A 16,305-nucleotide genomic window follows, 5' to 3' on the forward strand; every position below is an offset into this window, starting at 1 on the left:
ATGGGCGAAAGCGCGCTCAAGATACGCCCGAGTGCCAGGCAGGTCGGACGATCTTGGGGTGGGCGTGGGTGTCACCCGGCCGGGTGTCCACAGGGGTTATCCACAGGGGTGTCGGGGGGTGGGGATTTGGCGGTAGCGTTCCGCGGGTACGCCGTAACCGTCCGATGAGGAGCTGCCGCATGCCCCGGGAGATCGACGACGCCTGGATCGAGGAGGCGATCGCGTCCTACCGGCGGATCGAGCAGCGGCAGGCGAGCCTGCAGCGCGCCGTCGCCGAGCTGGAGGTCACCGTCCGGGATCCGGAGGACCTGGTCGAGGTGGTCGTCGGCGGGGACGGCGCGGTGCGCCGGGTGGTGGTGACCGGCTCCCTGGACGGGCTCACCGCCCCGCAGCTGTCCCGCGCGATCCAGCAGGCGATCACCGCCGCGCACGACGCCGCGGCCTGGGCCCGGCGCAAGGTGTACGAGGAGACGTTCGGCGACTTCACGGCGCTCGGAGGTGCCCGGTGACGGACGAGCTGGCGGCCCGCGTCGACGCGCTCGCCGACGAGATGGCGGAGCAGCGCACGGCGCTGTCACGGGCCACCCCCGGCCAGACCCGGCTCGACGTGCCGGGACGCATGGCAGCGCTGGCCCGCACGGCCGACACCGCGGCCGGCGCACGCTGGTCCGGGCACGTCGCCGCGGCGGGCGGGTTCGACGCGCGGCTGCGCGACCTGGCCGCGTCGGTACGCACGGCGGGCCGCAACTACCGCGAGGCCGACGAGCACGGCGGGGTGGCCTGATGGACGCGCTCAGCCATCTCTACCTGAACACCGCAGGGCTGCTCGCGCGGGTCGACGACACGCTGGCGCGGTGGGGCGCGCCGGAGACCCACCAGGTCTGGCAGCTGCTGCGCCGCACCGGCGCCCTGCCCGGCGACGCCGTGGCGGGACTGTCGGCGTGGTCGCCGCAGCCGTGGCGGGAGCAGGCCGACGAGCTGCGGCGGCAGGCCGAGGCGGCGGAGGCGGCCGGCGGCCGGGTGGGTGACCTGCGCGGCTGGGAGGGCCCGGCGGCGAGCGCGTTCCAGCACACAGCCGACCGGCTGCGGCGGGATGTGGTGGCGTGGGCGGCGGAGCTGCGGGCCCAGGCCGTTCACCTCGACTCACTGGCCCGGTGCCTGGCGGCCGGGCGCTCGCGGACGGCGCGGGCGCTCGCCCGGGTGGCGGGCAGCGCCGAGGCGGTCCTGCTGACCGGCGCACCGGACGCGGGCGAGGCGGCGGCCGGGATGCTGTCGATCGCGGTCGCGCCCGGCGCACGGCTGCCCGGTGTCGCGCTGGCCGCTGCGACCGGGGCGCGGCTCGACGGTGCCGGACCGGTGTCCTGGGCCCTGGCCGCAGCGGACGTCGGGGCCGCCCTGCTGCACGAGATCGACGTGACCCTCACCGAGCTGGACGACCTACTCACCGAGGGCCCTGCTCCCACCGACGAGCCCGGCCTCCAACAGTCCCCTGTGGTCCACCACCCGGCATCAACCACGCTGCGAGTTGACCTTTAACCGCCGCCGCCGACGACCGCACCCAACCAGGCCCGCGTCGCGGGTGCCGGCAGTCGGCCCGGCCGCCGCCGGTGGAAGATCGCGAGTTCGTGTCGAAACCTATGGTCTGACCGCAGGTTTCGACACGAAGTAGCGATCTTGCCCCCGCCCGCAGAGCCCGCGGACCACGGTGGCGGACACGGCGGTGGCGGCGGAACCAGTCCGCCGCCACCGCGCTGCGCGTAGAGCTACCAGAAGAGCGTCAGCCCAGCAGATCCTCCGGCCCGCTCGCGGTGCGGCGGCGGGTCAGCAGGAGCAGGAACCGGCCCGCCACGAACAGCAGGACACCGGTGCCGGCGATCAGGGCGATGCTCGTGCCCGTACGCGGCAGGCTGCAACCGGGACCGCCGCAGCCGTTGTCGTCGTCGTCATCGTTGCCGGAGGCAGGCGACGGGGTGGCGCCGCCACCACCGCCGGGACCGCCCGGGGAGGGGCTGGTCGACGGGCGGACCGTCGGGGTGGCGGTGGGGCTGGCGGCAGCCCGCGCCGGGGCGGTGGCGGAGGCCTTGAGCAGGCCGAGCCCCAGGTCCAGCACGGTGGCGCGCTGGCCGTTCTTGGTGTTCACGCCGATCAGCTGCACCCGCAGCGACGCCGCCTGAGCGGTCGCGCCACGGTCGGTGATCCGCTTCTCCAGCTCGCCGATCGAGATCTTCACGATCACGATCTCGCACAGGCCGGACAGGCTGCCCAGGCCGCCGCCGAGCAGGCCGCCCAGGTCCGGCAGGCCGCCGAGTTCGGGCACGCTGGGCAGTCCGGACCCTCCACCGCTGCCACCCAGGCCGTTGATCAGCTGGGTCAGGTTGCCCACCGGCAGACCGCCGAGCAGCCGACCCAGGTCGGTGTCGAGCAGCGGCAGGCCGAGCGCCTTGGCGCGCTCGCGGGCGCCGGTCAGGTCGAGGGCGCCGAGCACGCCGCCGCCGCCCGGTGCGGGGACGGCGATCTCCAGCTCGCGGTGCAGGCTGTCCAGCGTCTTCGTGCCGATGCCGGGGCCGGTGACCTTCAGCAGCGGTGCGTCGTAGCGCACGGACGACGTCGAGGCGCGGCCGGTGGCCAGCACGGTCAGTGCCGGCGGCTTGACCACCTCGACGCCGAGCGCGCCGCCGAGCAGCTGCACCTCGGCGAGCCCGATCTGGGCGTACGCACCCGACGCGATGACACCCGCGTGCTTCACCGTCGCGGTCTGCGTGGTGGCCGAAGCGGTGTGCGGGACGGCGGCCAGCGCGCCCCGGCTGCCGGGCAGCACCTTCGCGTCGACCAGGGACGCGTCGGCCTCACCGGCCGGGCCCTCGGCCTTGCCGCAGCCCATACCCTCGGTCCAGCGGGCGTGCGCGGCGAGGTCGCCGGTGCCGGCCTTGATCAGGCCGAGGTCCAGGGTGAGCGCGTTGTTGCGCACCGGGTTCTGGTGCGAGGGCGGGGCCTGCTGGTAGACCTTCGCGGCCAGCGGGCCGGTGGGCAGTTCGAGCCCGAGCAGGCGTGCGTCGGCGTAGCGGGCCGTCGCGGCGCTGTGCACCGGGTTCGTGGCGGACATGCCGCTGCCTGCGGAGGCGACGGTCAGGTCGGCGACCGTGGGCAGCTTGACGCCCAGCGGGCCCAGGTTCACCGCGCGTACCTTGAGCAGGTCCGCATCGGCGCGCGCGGCGTATCCGGCGGGCCGGTCGCAGACCCCCGCGCTGGCGGGGGCGGACAGGACCGCCAGGGAGCTGAGCGAGACGAGGGCGACCGAGCCGGCCACGGCGAGTTGGCGACGCATGCTTCCTCCGGGGCGACGGGCATGCGGGGGTGCATGCCTACGACGTGGCCCAACGAAGGCTTTCCGGCCCGGTTACGGCGAACTCGTGACACCTATCCGGAAGAGCTAACGACGAATCAACCGAAAAGGTACGCAACTCGGGCCGATCTCTCCGTCGGCCCCCTGGCCATCCGGAGGCATACGAGTAATCTGTGCCGATGGGCCTGCTGTGTGCCGTGACGTTCAACAAGTACGGGCGGCTGTACTACCTCGACCCCGGCGACTTCCGTCCCCGCGTGGGCGACAAGGTGCTCGTGGGCACCGACGACGGGCCCGAGGTCGCCGAGTGCGTGTGGGCGCCCGAGTGGAGCGACGAGGACACCGCGGGCTTCCCGAAGGTCATCGGCCTGGCCGGGGCCGCGGACGTCAGCCGCGACGACCTGATCCGCCAGCGCAAGGCCGAAGCGCGGGTCGCCGCCAACCGGCTCATCCGCGAGCACCAGCTGCCCATGAAGGTCATCGCGGTTGACCACGTGCCCAGCGGGCCGCCCGACGGCGACGACCCGGGCCCGAGCCCGCGCACCACCGTCTACTTCACCGCCCCGCACCGGGTCGACTTCCGCTCGCTGGTACGCGATCTCGGCGCGACCCTGAAGTGCCGGGTGGAGCTGCGCCAGCTGTCCGCGCGGGACTCGGCCAAGGTGCAGGGCGGCATCGGCTCCTGCGGGCGCGATCTGTGCTGCTCGACGTTCCTGACCGAGTTCGAGCCGGTCAGCATCCGCATGGCCAAGGACCAGGACCTGCCGCTCAACCCGATGCGCATCTCCGGCGCCTGCGGGCGGCTCATGTGCTGTCTGAAGTACGAACATCCTTTGTATCAAGACTTCCAGGCCACGGCTCCGGCGCTCGGCGAGCAGGTGGTCACCGCCGACGGCGAGGAGGGGCGCGTCGTCGGGCACTCGGTGCCGCGCGACGCCGTGGTCATCCGGCTCGCCGCCGACGGCTCCCGCACCGTCTGCCCGAAGGCGTCGGTGTGCGGGAGCCGCAAGGCGTACGAGGACCGCTACGCGGTGTGACTCGGGTCCGGCGCGTCGGCCGGGATCACGGCCGGCGGGGCCGCATGCTGCTTCGCCGGGCCGAGCGTGATGACCTCGTCGACCAGCCGCGGCCGCAGCGGCTTCGCCGGAGCGAACCAGCTTCCGCTCGGCTGGGGCACCCACTTCGTGGAGATGGTGTCCACGCCGACCACGTAGATGCTCAGCTTGCCGTCGGGGGCGAAGCGCATCCGCAGGAAGCACTTGTAGTCCTCGATGCCCTGCCCGGCGTACAGCTCGTTGACGTTCACCTTGAACGACGCCGCGATCAGCAGGTACAGCGACACCAGCAGCGCCGCTGCCACCCCGGCCGGGGTCAGGTAGATCACCACGGCCAGCGCCGCCTGCACCGCCGGCTTGTACCCCTCGAACGGCAGTACGTCGCGCCACAGGAACAGCCCGCCCACGCCCATCGCGAGATGGGCTATGCCGTGCAGCGAGCCGAGGATTATCGGTTTCAGCCGCGCCTCGCCCTCGGTGAGGCCGACCGCGAAGAACACCGTCGAGGCCATGACCGCCGCCGTCATCAGGAAGATCGGCACGGTGAGGATGCGTCCCGCCGCGTTGTTGAACGACAGCATGAGCATCGTGTGCATGATGCCGAGCATCGTGGCGAAGCCCGGGTTGCGCCACGGCAGCCGGGCGAAGACCCCGCCGCCCAGCCAGCGCGAGCGCAGCTGCGTCGGGTACGTCTTCTGCAGCTTGTACGGCATACCCGTGCTCTGCCGGCGCACCTGCGAGTGCCGCGGCGGCACCTCGATCTGCTCGGGCAGGTGGTTGGTCGCCGCCATGTACGCGCCGCCGCCGCCGCAGGTGATCAGCTGCCGGCCGATGTCGGACTGCGCGTACCGCGCGTAGTGGTGCAGGTCGCCGCTCAGCATCACCGCCACGTCCGCGCCGGTCGGGTCGATCACCGTACGCAGGAAGTAGTCGATGGTGTCGTAGTAGAGCGGGTGCTCCTCGGACTGCACCCAGGCCGGCTGCGGGGTGACCAGGATGATCCGGTCCCCGGGCTCGATGTTGGCGGCCACGCCCCGGAAGTACTCCAGCTGCGGGTCGTCCATGTACGCCGCGCCCTGCGCGTCCAGCGCCAGCAGCCACCAGCGGTGCGGCAGCTGAAGCGCGAAGTACGAGCGGGTCTGCTTGGTGCGCCAGCCGCCGATGCGCGAGCCCTCGCGCCGCGCGAACAGGCGCAGGAACGCGGTCAGGCCGTCGTACCAGTCGTGGTTGCCGGGCAGCGCGAACAGCGTCGGCCCGTTCTCCGCCGGGACCTGCGGCAGCGCGGCCCGGTACGGGCCCTCGAAGCGGTCCTCGTAGGCCTTGCCGCTCGCGGTGGGATACACCGAGTCGCCGCCGAGCACCAGCACCCGGCCGCGCGGCAGCGTCTCGCCGCCCGCCTCGATCTGCTCCTGCGCCAGCAGGTACGCCATCGTGTAGGTCGGGTTGAACCCGTCGCCGAGGTCGGCGATGTAGTCCATCCACAGCTCTTCGTCGTTCACGTGGTCGTCGTGAACCTTGGTGGGGAAGGCGTTCTGCAGCTCGCGCTTGTCCAGATAGGCGCCGAACTGCGCCGCGAACGCGACACGGACACCGGTGGCAGCCAGCTGCAGCGGGCTGAGCCAGGCCACGGCGCCCTGCGGAGTGAAACCGAGCTGCGCCGGCTCGAGTTTGGTCGGACGGTGCGTCCGGCCGCCGACCGGGGTGGGGTCGGAGGGGCTGCGCGGAGGGATCACGGTCACAGCAGCGCAGCCTAGTCCGCAGTAGACCAGGTCGCACCAGCCCAACGGGCATTACCGGCCCGGTTGCCGCCAACCGGACACCTCCCGGGTGCCCACTCCCGTCGTCCGGGGACAAGATCAGTGTTTCGTGTCAGAACCCGGCGTCAAAGCTGAGGTTTCGACACGAGATCGCGATCAACCCCGGCCGGGTGGGCGAGCGGGAGTGGTTAGGGTAGCCTTACCCGCATGATGATCACTGAGGGGAGTGCCCCCACCGAGCGCGCCGGACGGTACCTCAAGCAGGTTCTCAGCCACTTCAGCCACAAGATCGAGGTGGAGCTCGCCGAGGACCGCGGCACCGCCGTGTTCGGCGCCGGACGCGCCGAGCTGACCGCCACCCCCGAGGCCCTCGTGGTCCGGATCGAGGCCGCCGACGCCGAGCAGGCCGCGACCGTCGAGCGTGTGATCGTCAGCCACGCCGAGCGCTTCGGTGAGAAGGACGGGCTCAAGTTCGGGCAGTTCACGCCCGTGGTCGCCGCCTGATGTGACCCGCCGCCTACCCGTTGGCCGTGGGCCGGTCTGATCGCGTATAGTGATGCGACGTTGCCGCCTTAGCTCAGTCGGTAGAGCGTGTTACTCGTAATAACAAGGTCGACGGTTCGATTCCGTCAGGCGGCTCGGCAGAAACGCCCTCCACACGCGTGGAGGGCGTTTTTCGTGGGCGGCCGGATCTAGCGGCGGCGGAACAGGCCGCGCTTCGGCGGCTGGGGCCGCACGAGCTCCTCGATGAGCGCCCGGACGGTGTCGAACGTGACCAGGCTCGGGTTCCGCCCGGCCGAGGAGAGCAGCCCGAGGCAGCGGAGCACGAGCTCCCGCCCGCCCCGCGGGTCGGCGACGAAGACCGGACCACCCGCGAACCCGTCCGGCAGCGGTCCCTGCCAGCGCACCACCCCGTCGGGGTCCCGTGCGACGTTCGAGGCGGCGACGGCGAGCGGCCGCCGCTCACCGGGCTCGCCCAGGTCCCGCGTGACGTGGCCCAGGGCGTACGCCCGGCGCGGCTCGCCCCCGACCGCGCGCACGTGCTCCGCCTTGGCCGCGACACCCTCGGTGACCTGGGCGGCCGTCCACGACCAGCCCTTCCTCGCCGCGTGCTCGTGGAGGACGTGGGTGCGCATCACCGCCGCACCCGAGCGCCGCGACCACGACTCGCCGAAGTCCGTCACGGCCAGGTAGTCCGCCGCCGCACCGGCGGGCTCGATCAGATCGGGCCGCAGCCGCACCTCGCCCACCTTGGTGCGGGTCAGGCGGTCGGCGGTCACCCACCATTCCCGTACGCTGTCGGCCTCGGGGGTGGACTCCACGAGTTCGTTGTAGAAGAACGCCGTTCCGGCGTCCCTGCCCTGGCCGAGCGGCAGCGTGCAGCCGCTCCAGTGCTCCAGGATCATCTCTTCGAGTGGATCATCGTCGGTCACGGCTGGCATCCTGCCATCGCGCACCCGGCCGCGCTGACCGCGACCGGGCCGGCGGTCCAGCGTCGTCGCGCCCTGGATGGGAGGCTCCGGCTCCTACGGCGTCGCGGTCTCCAGGGCCGTGGTGCCGCGGGCGGCGGCGATCTCGGCGGCGCGGGCGGCCTCCTCGGCCTCCTTGCGGGCGAGGCCCTCACGGCCGTCGTACTTGAGGAAGGCGGGCAGGGCTGCGGCGAGCGCGCCGGTGCCGACGACGCAGAGCACGCCGCCCCAGACGACCGCCCCGGCCGGGCCCCACCAGCGGGCGCTGAGCCCGGCGCGGGTCTGGCCGAGCATCGGGCCGGTCAGGTACGACAGCATCTCGATCCCGGCGAGCCGCCCGCGCAGGTGGTCGGGGATGGTCTGGTTCCAGATGATGCCCCGGAACAGCCCGGAGATCATGTCGGACGCGCCCGCGACGACCAGCCCCAGCAGCGCCAGCCACAGCGACCCGGCCATGCCGAACAGCACGATGCCCAGCCCCCACGCCCCGGCGGCGACGAGCACGGCGAGGCCGTGCCGGTGCACCCGGGCGGTCCACCCCGAGGTGAGCGTGACCAGCATCGACCCGGCGGCCAGCGCCGCGTAGAAGAGGCCGAGCACGGACGCGCCGCCGTACCGGTCGGCGACCCACGGGTAGAGGGCGACCGGGAACGCGAAGAACATCGCGTTGATGTCGATGAGGTACGTGCCGATCAGTTCGGGACGGCTGCGGGCATACCGGATGCCTTCGACGACCGAGCGCAGCGAGGGCCGGTCGGCGGCCTCGGGCGGGGCGATGGACCGCACCATGGCGAAGCAGGTCAGCGACACCGCGTAGGTGGCCAGGTCGAACGCGAACACCCAGGAGACGTCGAGGTTGGCGATCATGAGACCGGCCAGGGTGGGCCCGGCGATCTGCGCGATCTGCCAGCGCAGCGAGTTGAGCGCGCCGACCGCCGGCATCTCCTCGGCGGGGGCCAGCCGCGGCATCATCGCGTCCATCGCGGGCCGGTGGATGCCGTCGATCGCGGCGCCGAGGGCGGCGATGACGAACAGCACCCACACCTTCGGCGTGCCGACGAGCGCGTTGAGCAGCAGCAGCGCGGCGAGTACGGCGAGCGCGGCCTCGGCCCAGAAGACGAGTTTGCGCCGGTCCACGTAGTCGGCCAGCGCGCCGCCCACGAACGCCATGAACAGCAGCGGCACCAGTTCGGCCACGCCGAGCAGGCCGACGATGAGCGTGTCGCCGGTCATCTGCTTCAGCTGGAACGGGATGGTGACGTACGTGATCATCGAGCCGAAGCTGCTGACCCCGGCCGCCGTGTACACCAGGCGGAAGTCACGCCGGCGCAGCGGCCTCACGTCCAGCGCGAAGCGCTTCAAGCTCGTCACGGCCGCCGATGATGCCTGGTAAGGGGCGGTCCCGGCAAGCCGATTAACCGGGCTCAGTCCGAGTAGATCTCGCCGGTGGCCTCGAAGCGGGCGAGGTGGTCCAGCGTCCACAGCACCGCGCCGGAGGTCGGCTCGGGCAGGTCGTCCGGGTGGAACCAGCCCGCGTCGGAGGCCTCGTACGGGTCCGGGGTAAGTTCCCCGGAGACCTCGGTCAGCAGGTAGGAGCCGGAGATGTGCTGGTAGGTGTCGCCGAAGACGTTGGTGAAGGTGTACTGCGGCCCGGACAGGAACGCGAACAGCGTCGCCCGCCCGGCCTTGAGCCCGGTCTCCTCGAACGTCTCCCGGATGGCGCAGTCCCGCATCGACTCGCCGAGTTCCATCGCGCCCGCGGGGAAGGCCCAGTAGCCGTTGTCGGTCCGCTTGATCAGGAGGATCCGTCCCTGCTCGTCCCGGATGACGCCGCGCGCTCCGAGGAAGAACAGGGTGGCGTCGCCCATGGCCGCGCGCATCCTGCCGTGGTACGAGTTGACCCAGCCGTCCTCTGCACCCATGGATGCCACCCTAGAACCCCGCTGTTCGCGCAGTACAGGCCGCTCTATCGGGGCATACTTCCCATATGAGGGCGATCTGGAAGGGCGCCGTCTCCTTCGGGCTGGTCTCCATCTCGGTGAAGCTCTACTCCGCCACGGAGGAGAAGGACATCCGGTTCCACCAGGTGCACAAGGCCGACGGTGGCCGGATCAAGTACCAGCGTGTCTGTGCCATCGACGGCGAGCAGGTCAGCTACGACCAGATCGCCAAGGGGTACGACATGGGCGGCGGCGAGATGGTGGTGCTCACCGACGAGGACTTCAAGAACCTGCCGCTGACCAGCTCGCGGGCGATCGAGGTGCTGGAGTTCGTGCCGAACGAGCAGATCGACCCGATCCTGTACGACAAGGCGTACTACCTGGAGCCGGACGGGGCGGCCGGGGTGAAGCCGTACCTGCTGCTGCGTGAGGCGCTGGAGCACGTGGACCGGGTCGCCGTGGTGAAGGTGGCGCTGCGCCAGCGGGAGACCCTGGCGACGGTACGCGTGCACGAGGGTGTGCTGGTGCTCAACACGATGCTGTGGCCGGACGAGGTGCGCGAGCCGGCCTTCGACTTCCTCGATGACGCCGTGAAGCTGCGCCCGCAGGAGGTCAAGATGGCCGAGTCGCTGGTCGACTCGATGTCGGGCGACTTCAAGCCGGAGGAGTTCACCGACGCCTACCGCGAGGCCCTGCAGCAGGTCATCGACGTGAAGGTCGGCAAGAAGGACACGGTGGTGCAGCCGACCACCGAGGAGCCGATCGCGCCGACGATCGACCTGATGGCGGCGCTGCGCGAGTCGGTGGAGCGGGCCCGCGCGGCCCGGGGCGGGGCGGAGGAGAAGCGCACCGGCGGCCACGCCACGGTGACCCCGATCAAGAAGGCGGCGAAGAAGGCCGAGCCGGAAGAGACCGCGCCCAAGAAGAGCACGGCCAAGAAGGCGGCGCTGGCGAAGGCCGCGGCAAAGAAGACCACCACGGCGAAGAAGACGACCGCGAAGAAGGCCCCGGCGAAGAAGGCCAAGGCAGCTTGATCCGGTACGCGCCGATGCTAGCGACGGCCGGCCCGCTGCCCAGTGGCCCGCAGTGGGCGTACGAGGTGAAGTGGGACGGGTTCCGGGCCGTCTACGCCGCCGGGCGCTTCCACGGCCGATCCGGGCGGCAGCTGGCCGGGCCGCGGATGCCGGAGCTGGCCGAGATGCTCGACGGCGAGCTGGTCGCCTTCGACGCGCACGGCAGGCCCAGCTTCCAGGCCCTCCAGCAGGGCGTGCCCCCGGTGTACGTGGCGTTCGACGTGATCCGGCTCGATCTCGCCTACGACGAGCGCCGCGCGGTGCTGGACGGGCTCGGCCTGGCCACGGTCTCGCCCAGCTTCGAGGACGGCCAGGCAGTCGTCGCCGCCGCGCGGGAGCTGGGCCTGGAGGGGGTGGTCGCCAAGCGGCGGGCCTCCCGCTACCAGCCCGGGGTGCGCTCGCCGGACTGGGTCAAGTGGAAGTTCGTACGCACCGGCGAGTTCGTGATCGGCGGCTGGCGGCCCGGTGCCCGCCCGCTCGGTGCGCTGCTCATCGGCACCCCGCTGCCGGACGGCACGCTGCGCTATCGGGGGCGCGTCGGCGGCGGCCTGACCGTGCGGGTCGAGCGGGCGCTGCTGCCGGTGCTGCGGGAGCTGGCCCGGGAGGCGTCGCCGTTCACCGGCCCGGCCGAGGCCGGCACCTGGGTGGAGCCGCTGCTCGTGGTGGAGGTCCGCTACAGCGAGGTCACCACCGACGGGCGGCTGCGGTTCCCGGTGTTCCTGCGGCTGCGACCGGACAAGCTGCCCGGCGACTGCGTGGGTGAGGACTGCGGGTGAAGGTCAGGGTCGACGCACGTGAGCTGACGCTCTCCAACCTGGACAAGCCGCTCTACCCGGACGGCACCACCAAGGCGGAGGTGATCGACTACTACCACCGGATCGCCTCGGTGATCCTGCCGCACCTGCACGATCGCGCGCTGACCCGCGTCCGCTTCCCCGACGGCGCCGACCGGCCCGGCTTCTTCGAGAAGAATGAGCCGGCCAAGAAGCCCGCGTGGATCCCGACCTCGCCCGACGGCCTGATCATCTGCAACGAGACCGCCGCCCTGGTCTGGCTGGCCAACCTCGCCGCGCTCGAACTGCACACCCACCAGTGGCTCGTCGGCGCCCCCGGCCCCGACCGGGTCGTCTTCGACCTGGATCCGGGCCCGCCCGCCGGTCTCGACGAGTGCCGCGCGGTGGCGCTGGCCCTGCGCGACCGCCTCGCCGTCGACGGCCGCCCGGCCTTCCCGAAGACCTCGGGCCGGAAAGGCATGCAGGTCAGCAGCACCTTCTCGGGCACCTTCGAGGAGGTCTCCGAGTACGCCCGCGGCATCGCGGCCGAGTTCGCCGCCGCGGCGAAAGACCTGATCACCGACCAGATGGCCAAGGAACTTCGCCCCGGCAAGGTCTTCATCGACTGGAGCCAGAACAACCAGGCCAAGACGACGGTATGCGTCTACTCCCTGCGCGCCGGTCTGGTGCCCACCGTCTCCACCCCGTTGACCTGGGACGAGGTCGCCCAGGGTGACTTCACCGCCGTCTCCTTCGGCCCCGCCGAGGTCCTCGACCGCGTCGCCCACCTCGGTGACCTCCACGCCGGCCTGCTGAGCTGACGGCCCGGTCTGCTGAGCAGCGGGATGGCACTTCTTGCGGCCGGTCCGACACCCGAACGGCGCCACTGACCTCTGCGGTCTGTGCTCGCCGGGATCTCCAAGCGCTGTGCCGCCGTGAGTGTCGCCACGTCGGCTGGCTCGGGAGGTGTTTGCTGCCGCGTTCGGCAACTTCTGGGTTGCTTTGGCAACACGAGGGTTGCCTCATCCACAGGCATGCTGTCCCATCGCCGGGTTATCCACAGCCCCTACCGGAGCGGCCTGTCGGCGATGAGGATCGGCGTCATGGACGACGAAGCACGCCTGGAACGGCAGCTCGGGTCGCTGCTCCAGCACGAGAGGGTGCGGCGGGGCATGAGCCAGGAGCAGCTCGCCGCCCGATCCGGTGTGCCGAGGCAGCAGATCACCCGCTTCGAGGGAGGGCGGCGGGCGGTGACGTCGACGCTGGCGGATCGGCTGTTCGGCGAGCTGGGGTTGCAGCTGCGGGTGGCGGTGGAGGCGGCGGGCAGCGGGCTGGACGCGGAGATCGAGAAGGTGCGGGCGGGCCTGTCCGGGCGGCAGAGCATGGTGCTCGCGGACCTGAGGCTGTTGAGCACGCGGCACCGGCCGGGGTTCGCCTACCTGTTGGACGGTGAGGGGGCGGCGCTGCTGCAGGGGGTGCCGGTGGCGGCGCGGCGGCTCGATCTGCTGGTGGCGGAGGTCGAGGTGGACGCGCTGGCCGAGTGGATCCTGCGGGTGGGGCTGCGGCGATACGACGAGCGGTGGCGGGAGCTCGGATGGGGTGATCCGGATCCGCGGACGGCGGGGCCGCTGTGGTGGGGCAACGGGTTGGTGGAGCTGGCGGTGCGGCTCGTCGCGGAGCTGCCGCCGCCGGTGCTCGTCACCGTGCCCGGGTTCGGGGCGGGTGAGGAGCACCGGGCGGCGGTGCGGGCGCTGCCCGAGGTGGAGGCCGACTTCCCGGCGGTGGCGCGGGTGCTCAGCCGGCTGCGGGCGGCTCGGTGAGCACGTCGTCGGCGTCCACGATGGTGTAGGCGTACCCCTGCTCGGCGAGGAAGCGCTGGCGGTGGGCGGCGTACTCGGTGTCGATGGTGTCGCGGGAGACGACCGTGTAGAAGTGCGCCTGGCGGCCGTCGCCCTTGGGCCGCAGCACCCGGCCCAGGCGCTGCGCCTCCTCCTGGCGCGAGCCGAACGTGCCCGACACCTGCACCGCCACCGCCGCCTCGGGCAGGTCGATGGAGAAGTTGCCGACCTTGGACAGGATCAGCGCGCGCAGCTCGCCCGCGCGGAACGCGTCGAACAGCCGCTCGCGCTCCTTGGTGGTGGTGCCGCCGTGCACGATCGGCGCGGGCACCCCCTCCTCGTCCAGGAACCGGCCGATGTCGTGCAGCTGCTCCAGGTACGCCCCGATGACCAGCACCTGCTCGTCGCCGTGCCGCTCGATCAGCGCCTTGATCACCGGCAGCTTCGCGTCGGCGGTCGCCGCGAACTTGTACTTCTCCTCCGGCTCGGCCGCCGCGTAGGCCAGCCGGTCCCGGTCGGGCAGGGTCACCCGGACCTCGGTGCAGTCGGCGGGCGCGATCCAGCCCTGCGACTCGATGTCCTTCCACGGCGCGTCGTAGCGCTTCGGCCCGATCAGGCTGAAGACGTCGCCCTCCTTGCCGTCCTCGCGGACCAGGGTGGCGGTCAGGCCCAGCCGGCGGCGGGCCTGCAGGTCCGCGGTGAACCGGAACATCGGCGCGGGCAGCAGGTGCACCTCGTCGTACACGATCAGCCCCCAGTCGCGCGCGTCGAACACGTTGAGGTGCGGGAACGTGCCGTTGCGGCGCGTGGTGAGCACCTGGTACGTGGCGATGGTGACCGGGCGGATCTCCTTGCGCTCGCCGGAGTACTCGCCGATCTCGTCCTCGGTGAGGGTGGTGCGGGCCAGCAGCTCGCGGCGCCACTGGCGGCCCGCGACCGTGTTCGTCACCAGGATCAGCGTGGTCGCGCTGACGTCGGCCATGGCCGCCGCGCCGACCAGGGTCTTGCCCGCGCCGCAGGGCAGCACGACGACGCCCGAGCCGCCCGCGGTGAAGTGCTCCACCGCCTCCCGCTGGTACGAGCGCAGGTGCCAGCCGTCCTCGCGGAGCGCGATCGGGTGCGCCTCGCCGTCGACGTACCCGGCGAGGTCCTCGGCGGGCCAGCCGAGCTTCAGCAGGACCTGCTTGAGGTGGCCGCGCTCGGAGCCGTGCACGGCGATGGTGTCGGCGTCGAGCTGCGCGCCGAGCATCCCGGCGAGCTTCTTCGACTTGGCCACCTCGACCAGCACCGCGCGGTCCAGGCCGCGCAGCACCAGGCCGTGTGCGGGGTCGTTGAGCAGCTGGAGCCGGCCGTAGCGGTCCATCGTCTCGGCGACGTCCACCAGCAGGGAGTGCGGCACGGGGTAGCGGGAGAAGCGCAGCAGCGCGTCCACCACGCTCTCCGCGTCGTGGCCGGCCGCGCGCGCGTTCCACAGGCCCAGCGGCGTCAGCCGATAGGTGTGCATGTGCTCCGGTGAGCGTTCCAGCTCGGCGAACGGGGCGATCGCCATCCGGCAGGCGGTGGCGTCGGGGTGGTCGACCTCGAGCAGCAGGGTCTTGTCGGACTGGACGATCAGCGGCCCGTTCGTCATGCTCACCTCACGCTGGGGCTTTGCCGGGACAACACTCCAGTCTCCCACGTCGTGGCCGATCGGCCGACAACCCGCGGACGAACATGAGCGTCTATCATGCCGTCACCGGCGGATCGTTCACCTGGGGAGGCTTTGGTGCGTCGTACCCTCACGTGCCTGCTGGCGGTCGCGACACTGACCCTGGCGGCCGGCTGCGGCCCGGACGGGAAGGCCGAGGCCCAGCGGCCCGGTTTCGTGTCCGCCACCGACGGCCTGCCCAGCCCGGAGCCCACGGCGTCGGCGACGCCGGACGTGGCGCCCTCGCCGACGGCGGCCGTCTCCCCGAAGCCGGCCAAGTCGCCCACCGCCAAGCCGACGAAGAGCCCGACGGCCGTCTCCTGCCCGCAGGGGGAGTACCAGAAAGAGGTCGAGCAGGCGCTGGCCACGCTCGGCGGCTACGGCACGGTGACGGTGGACGGCAAGCAGTCCGCCGCGGACTGCTCCGCGATCAAGAAGTTCCAGAAGCGGTTCGACATCCGGCCGTACAACGGCAAGGCCGGCCCGATGACCCGCAGCGTCTCGCAGCGGCTGCTGAAGAGCACGGCGAGCCGGTGCGGCGCGGGGACGGGCCTGACCGCGTGCGTGGACCTCACCAACCAGACCGTCTGGATCATGAACGGCGGGAAGATCGTCTACGGGCCGACCGTGACGCGCACCGGCATGGCCGGCTACGCCACCGACACCGGCACCTTCAAGATCCATGACCGGCAACTGAAGAACTGGTCCGAGGAGTGGGACGTCTGGCTGCCGTACTGGCAGCGGGTGGTGGGTGGAAGCGGTTTCCACCAGACCACGACCTATATCCACAACGGCGCCATCGGCTCGCACGGCTGCATCAACCTGCTGCCCACCGACGCCGTGAAGTTCTGGAACACGCTCAAGACGGGCACCACCGTCAAGATCTTCGGGCGCCGCTCGGGCACCTGAGCCGACTCAGCCGGATGGTCGAAGCCTGTCGTTCTTTCGGCTGAATCCGGCGTGAAGTCGCAACCGCTTACCACCCGCCATGCGTAATCCGATTGCCGTGCGCGTTCGGGGCGCCAAACGGGGGCGAGCGCAACGCGTCGGATGGGCCGTGGCAGTCAGGGGGCAGCCACGGCCCATCATCGTCTCCGGGCCGGTTCAGCGGCGGCTGCGCTGGGTGGCTCCGGCGATCGAGAACAGCAGCAGCAGCAGGATGCCGCTGCCGATCGACTCGCCCGCGGCGTCCACGATGTTGCGCTTGAGGCCGAGCCAGGCGAAGAAGAACCAGGCGACCAGGCCCCCGCCGATGCCACCGATGATCACTTTCGCGCGCCGGGAGAGGCCGCCCGCCGGTACGGGGACCGGCTCGGCCTGCTCGTGCGCCGCCTCCTGATCAGTCGTCATCGTCCCCCTCATCCCTTCCC

Annotated in this window: 17 protein-coding genes and 1 tRNA gene; 11 read left to right on the plus strand and 7 right to left on the minus strand. The window is 71.8% G+C overall.

Features of this window, described 5'->3' with window-relative positions:
* The first annotated feature begins 179 nt into the window (after positions 1–179).
* Genes Cba03nite_RS18955 through Cba03nite_RS18965 form a run of 3 tightly spaced genes read left to right on the plus strand, consistent with a single transcriptional unit; the run spans position 180 to position 1,536 of the window.
* Positions 180–509 carry a YbaB/EbfC family nucleoid-associated protein gene (locus tag Cba03nite_RS18955; RefSeq protein ID WP_203747728.1) on the plus strand — a complete coding sequence of 110 codons (330 nt, stop codon included), beginning with the start codon at positions 180–182 and terminating at the stop codon, positions 507–509.
* Positions 506–784: a hypothetical protein gene (locus Cba03nite_RS18960; protein ID WP_203747730.1), complete on the plus strand. Its 279-nt coding sequence runs from the start codon at positions 506–508 to the stop codon at positions 782–784. Before Cba03nite_RS18955 ends, Cba03nite_RS18960 begins: the two co-directional genes overlap by 4 nt.
* Positions 784–1,536 carry a hypothetical protein gene (locus Cba03nite_RS18965; RefSeq protein WP_203747732.1) on the plus strand — a complete coding sequence of 251 codons (753 nt, stop codon included), beginning with the start codon at positions 784–786 and terminating at the stop codon, positions 1,534–1,536. The genes Cba03nite_RS18960 and Cba03nite_RS18965 overlap by 1 nt, the downstream gene beginning before the upstream one ends.
* Before the next feature lie 241 nt (positions 1,537–1,777).
* Here the strand turns inward: Cba03nite_RS18965 and Cba03nite_RS18970 are convergent, their stop codons facing one another.
* Positions 1,778–3,325, minus strand: a complete 1,548-nt coding sequence (locus Cba03nite_RS18970) for a hypothetical protein (protein ID WP_203747734.1) — start codon at positions 3,323–3,325, stop codon at positions 1,778–1,780.
* Between the two features lie 197 nt (positions 3,326–3,522).
* Between Cba03nite_RS18970 and Cba03nite_RS18975 the strand changes: the two genes are divergently transcribed.
* On the plus strand, positions 3,523–4,380 hold the full coding sequence (locus tag Cba03nite_RS18975) for a PSP1 domain-containing protein (RefSeq protein ID WP_203747736.1): 858 nt from the start codon (positions 3,523–3,525) through the stop codon (positions 4,378–4,380).
* Here Cba03nite_RS18975 and Cba03nite_RS18980 read toward each other — a convergent pair.
* Positions 4,368–6,137, minus strand: a complete 1,770-nt coding sequence (locus Cba03nite_RS18980) for a metallophosphoesterase (RefSeq protein WP_203747738.1) — start codon at positions 6,135–6,137, stop codon at positions 4,368–4,370. The two genes, Cba03nite_RS18975 and Cba03nite_RS18980, sit on opposite strands and share 13 nt — an antisense overlap.
* A 225-nt stretch (positions 6,138–6,362) precedes the next feature.
* Between Cba03nite_RS18980 and Cba03nite_RS18985 the strand changes: the two genes are divergently transcribed.
* Complete coding sequence (locus Cba03nite_RS18985; protein WP_203747740.1) at positions 6,363–6,659, plus strand: DUF2218 domain-containing protein; 297 nt, start codon at positions 6,363–6,365, stop codon at positions 6,657–6,659.
* A gap of 62 nt (positions 6,660–6,721) precedes the next feature.
* Positions 6,722–6,794: transfer RNA gene (locus Cba03nite_RS18990), tRNA-Thr, on the plus strand.
* A gap of 53 nt (positions 6,795–6,847) precedes the next feature.
* Here the strand turns inward: Cba03nite_RS18990 and Cba03nite_RS18995 are convergent.
* The 3 genes from Cba03nite_RS18995 to Cba03nite_RS19005 form a co-directional block, all read right to left on the minus strand.
* Positions 6,848–7,588 (minus strand): hypothetical protein, encoded by a 741-nt coding sequence (locus tag Cba03nite_RS18995; RefSeq protein WP_203747742.1) that lies wholly within the window; start codon positions 7,586–7,588, stop codon positions 6,848–6,850.
* A 93-nt stretch (positions 7,589–7,681) separates the two neighbouring features.
* On the minus strand, positions 7,682–8,995 hold the full coding sequence (locus tag Cba03nite_RS19000; RefSeq protein WP_239125861.1) for an MFS transporter: 1,314 nt from the start codon (positions 8,993–8,995) through the stop codon (positions 7,682–7,684).
* A 53-nt stretch (positions 8,996–9,048) separates the two neighbouring features.
* Positions 9,049–9,546: an NUDIX domain-containing protein gene (locus Cba03nite_RS19005; RefSeq protein WP_239125862.1), complete on the minus strand. Its 498-nt coding sequence runs from the start codon at positions 9,544–9,546 to the stop codon at positions 9,049–9,051.
* A gap of 65 nt (positions 9,547–9,611) precedes the next feature.
* Between Cba03nite_RS19005 and ku the strand changes: the two genes are divergently transcribed.
* The 4 genes from ku to Cba03nite_RS19025 all read left to right on the plus strand — a co-directional run bounded on the left by ku (position 9,612) and on the right by Cba03nite_RS19025 (position 13,230).
* The gene (gene ku, locus Cba03nite_RS19010; RefSeq protein WP_203747744.1) at positions 9,612–10,598 is read left to right on the plus strand and encodes a non-homologous end joining protein Ku; all 987 of its coding nucleotides are present in this window, start codon (positions 9,612–9,614) and stop codon (positions 10,596–10,598) included.
* Between the two features lie 14 nt (positions 10,599–10,612).
* A complete protein-coding gene (locus Cba03nite_RS19015; protein WP_203747746.1) occupies positions 10,613–11,413 on the plus strand; it encodes an ATP dependent DNA ligase in 801 nt (266 codons plus the stop codon).
* Complete coding sequence (gene ligD, locus Cba03nite_RS19020; RefSeq protein WP_373315761.1) at positions 11,404–12,231, plus strand: non-homologous end-joining DNA ligase; 828 nt, start codon at positions 11,404–11,406, stop codon at positions 12,229–12,231. The genes Cba03nite_RS19015 and ligD overlap by 10 nt, the downstream gene beginning before the upstream one ends.
* 282 nt (positions 12,232–12,513) lie before the next feature.
* Positions 12,514–13,230: a helix-turn-helix domain-containing protein gene (locus Cba03nite_RS19025; protein ID WP_203747750.1), complete on the plus strand. Its 717-nt coding sequence runs from the start codon at positions 12,514–12,516 to the stop codon at positions 13,228–13,230.
* Here Cba03nite_RS19025 and Cba03nite_RS19030 read toward each other — a convergent pair.
* Entirely contained in the window at positions 13,205–14,878 is a 1,674-nt protein-coding gene (locus Cba03nite_RS19030; RefSeq protein WP_203747752.1) for a DNA repair helicase XPB, read from the minus strand. The genes Cba03nite_RS19025 and Cba03nite_RS19030 overlap by 26 nt on opposite strands.
* Before the next feature lie 135 nt (positions 14,879–15,013).
* On the opposite strand from Cba03nite_RS19030, the gene Cba03nite_RS19035 reads away from it, so the two are divergent.
* Positions 15,014–15,844 carry a L,D-transpeptidase family protein gene (locus Cba03nite_RS19035; RefSeq protein WP_239125863.1) on the plus strand — a complete coding sequence of 277 codons (831 nt, stop codon included), beginning with the start codon at positions 15,014–15,016 and terminating at the stop codon, positions 15,842–15,844.
* Positions 15,845–16,039: 195 nt separating this feature from the next.
* Here the strand turns inward: Cba03nite_RS19035 and Cba03nite_RS19040 are convergent, their stop codons facing one another.
* Positions 16,040–16,285 carry a hypothetical protein gene (locus Cba03nite_RS19040; RefSeq protein ID WP_203747756.1) on the minus strand — a complete coding sequence of 82 codons (246 nt, stop codon included), beginning with the start codon at positions 16,283–16,285 and terminating at the stop codon, positions 16,040–16,042.
* Between the last annotated feature and the right edge of the window lie 20 nt (positions 16,286–16,305).

Origin of the sequence: Catellatospora bangladeshensis (genome assembly GCF_016862575.1) — a bacterium.
Classification (GTDB): Bacteria; Actinomycetota; Actinomycetes; order Mycobacteriales; family Micromonosporaceae; genus Catellatospora; species Catellatospora bangladeshensis.

Excerpts from the sequence above, each read along its gene's own strand:
- Cba03nite_RS18975 (WP_203747736.1), top strand. The coding sequence starts at position 3,523 with ATGGGCCTGCTGTGTGCCGTGACGTTCAACAAGTACGGGCGGCTGTAC.
- Cba03nite_RS19030 (WP_203747752.1), bottom strand. The coding sequence starts at position 14,878 with ATGACGAACGGGCCGCTGATCGTCCAGTCCGACAAGACCCTGCTGCTC.
- Cba03nite_RS18970 (WP_203747734.1), bottom strand. The coding sequence starts at position 3,325 with ATGCGTCGCCAACTCGCCGTGGCCGGCTCGGTCGCCCTCGTCTCGCTC.
- Cba03nite_RS19015 (WP_203747746.1), top strand. The coding sequence starts at position 10,613 with ATGCTAGCGACGGCCGGCCCGCTGCCCAGTGGCCCGCAGTGGGCGTAC.
- ku (WP_203747744.1), top strand. The coding sequence starts at position 9,612 with ATGAGGGCGATCTGGAAGGGCGCCGTCTCCTTCGGGCTGGTCTCCATC.
- Cba03nite_RS18955 (WP_203747728.1), top strand. The coding sequence starts at position 180 with ATGCCCCGGGAGATCGACGACGCCTGGATCGAGGAGGCGATCGCGTCC.
- Cba03nite_RS18965 (WP_203747732.1), top strand. The coding sequence starts at position 784 with ATGGACGCGCTCAGCCATCTCTACCTGAACACCGCAGGGCTGCTCGCG.
- Cba03nite_RS19040 (WP_203747756.1), bottom strand. The coding sequence starts at position 16,285 with ATGACGACTGATCAGGAGGCGGCGCACGAGCAGGCCGAGCCGGTCCCC.
- Cba03nite_RS18985 (WP_203747740.1), top strand. The coding sequence starts at position 6,363 with ATGATGATCACTGAGGGGAGTGCCCCCACCGAGCGCGCCGGACGGTAC.
- Cba03nite_RS19005 (WP_239125862.1), bottom strand. The coding sequence starts at position 9,546 with ATGGGTGCAGAGGACGGCTGGGTCAACTCGTACCACGGCAGGATGCGC.
- Cba03nite_RS19025 (WP_203747750.1), top strand. The coding sequence starts at position 12,514 with ATGGACGACGAAGCACGCCTGGAACGGCAGCTCGGGTCGCTGCTCCAG.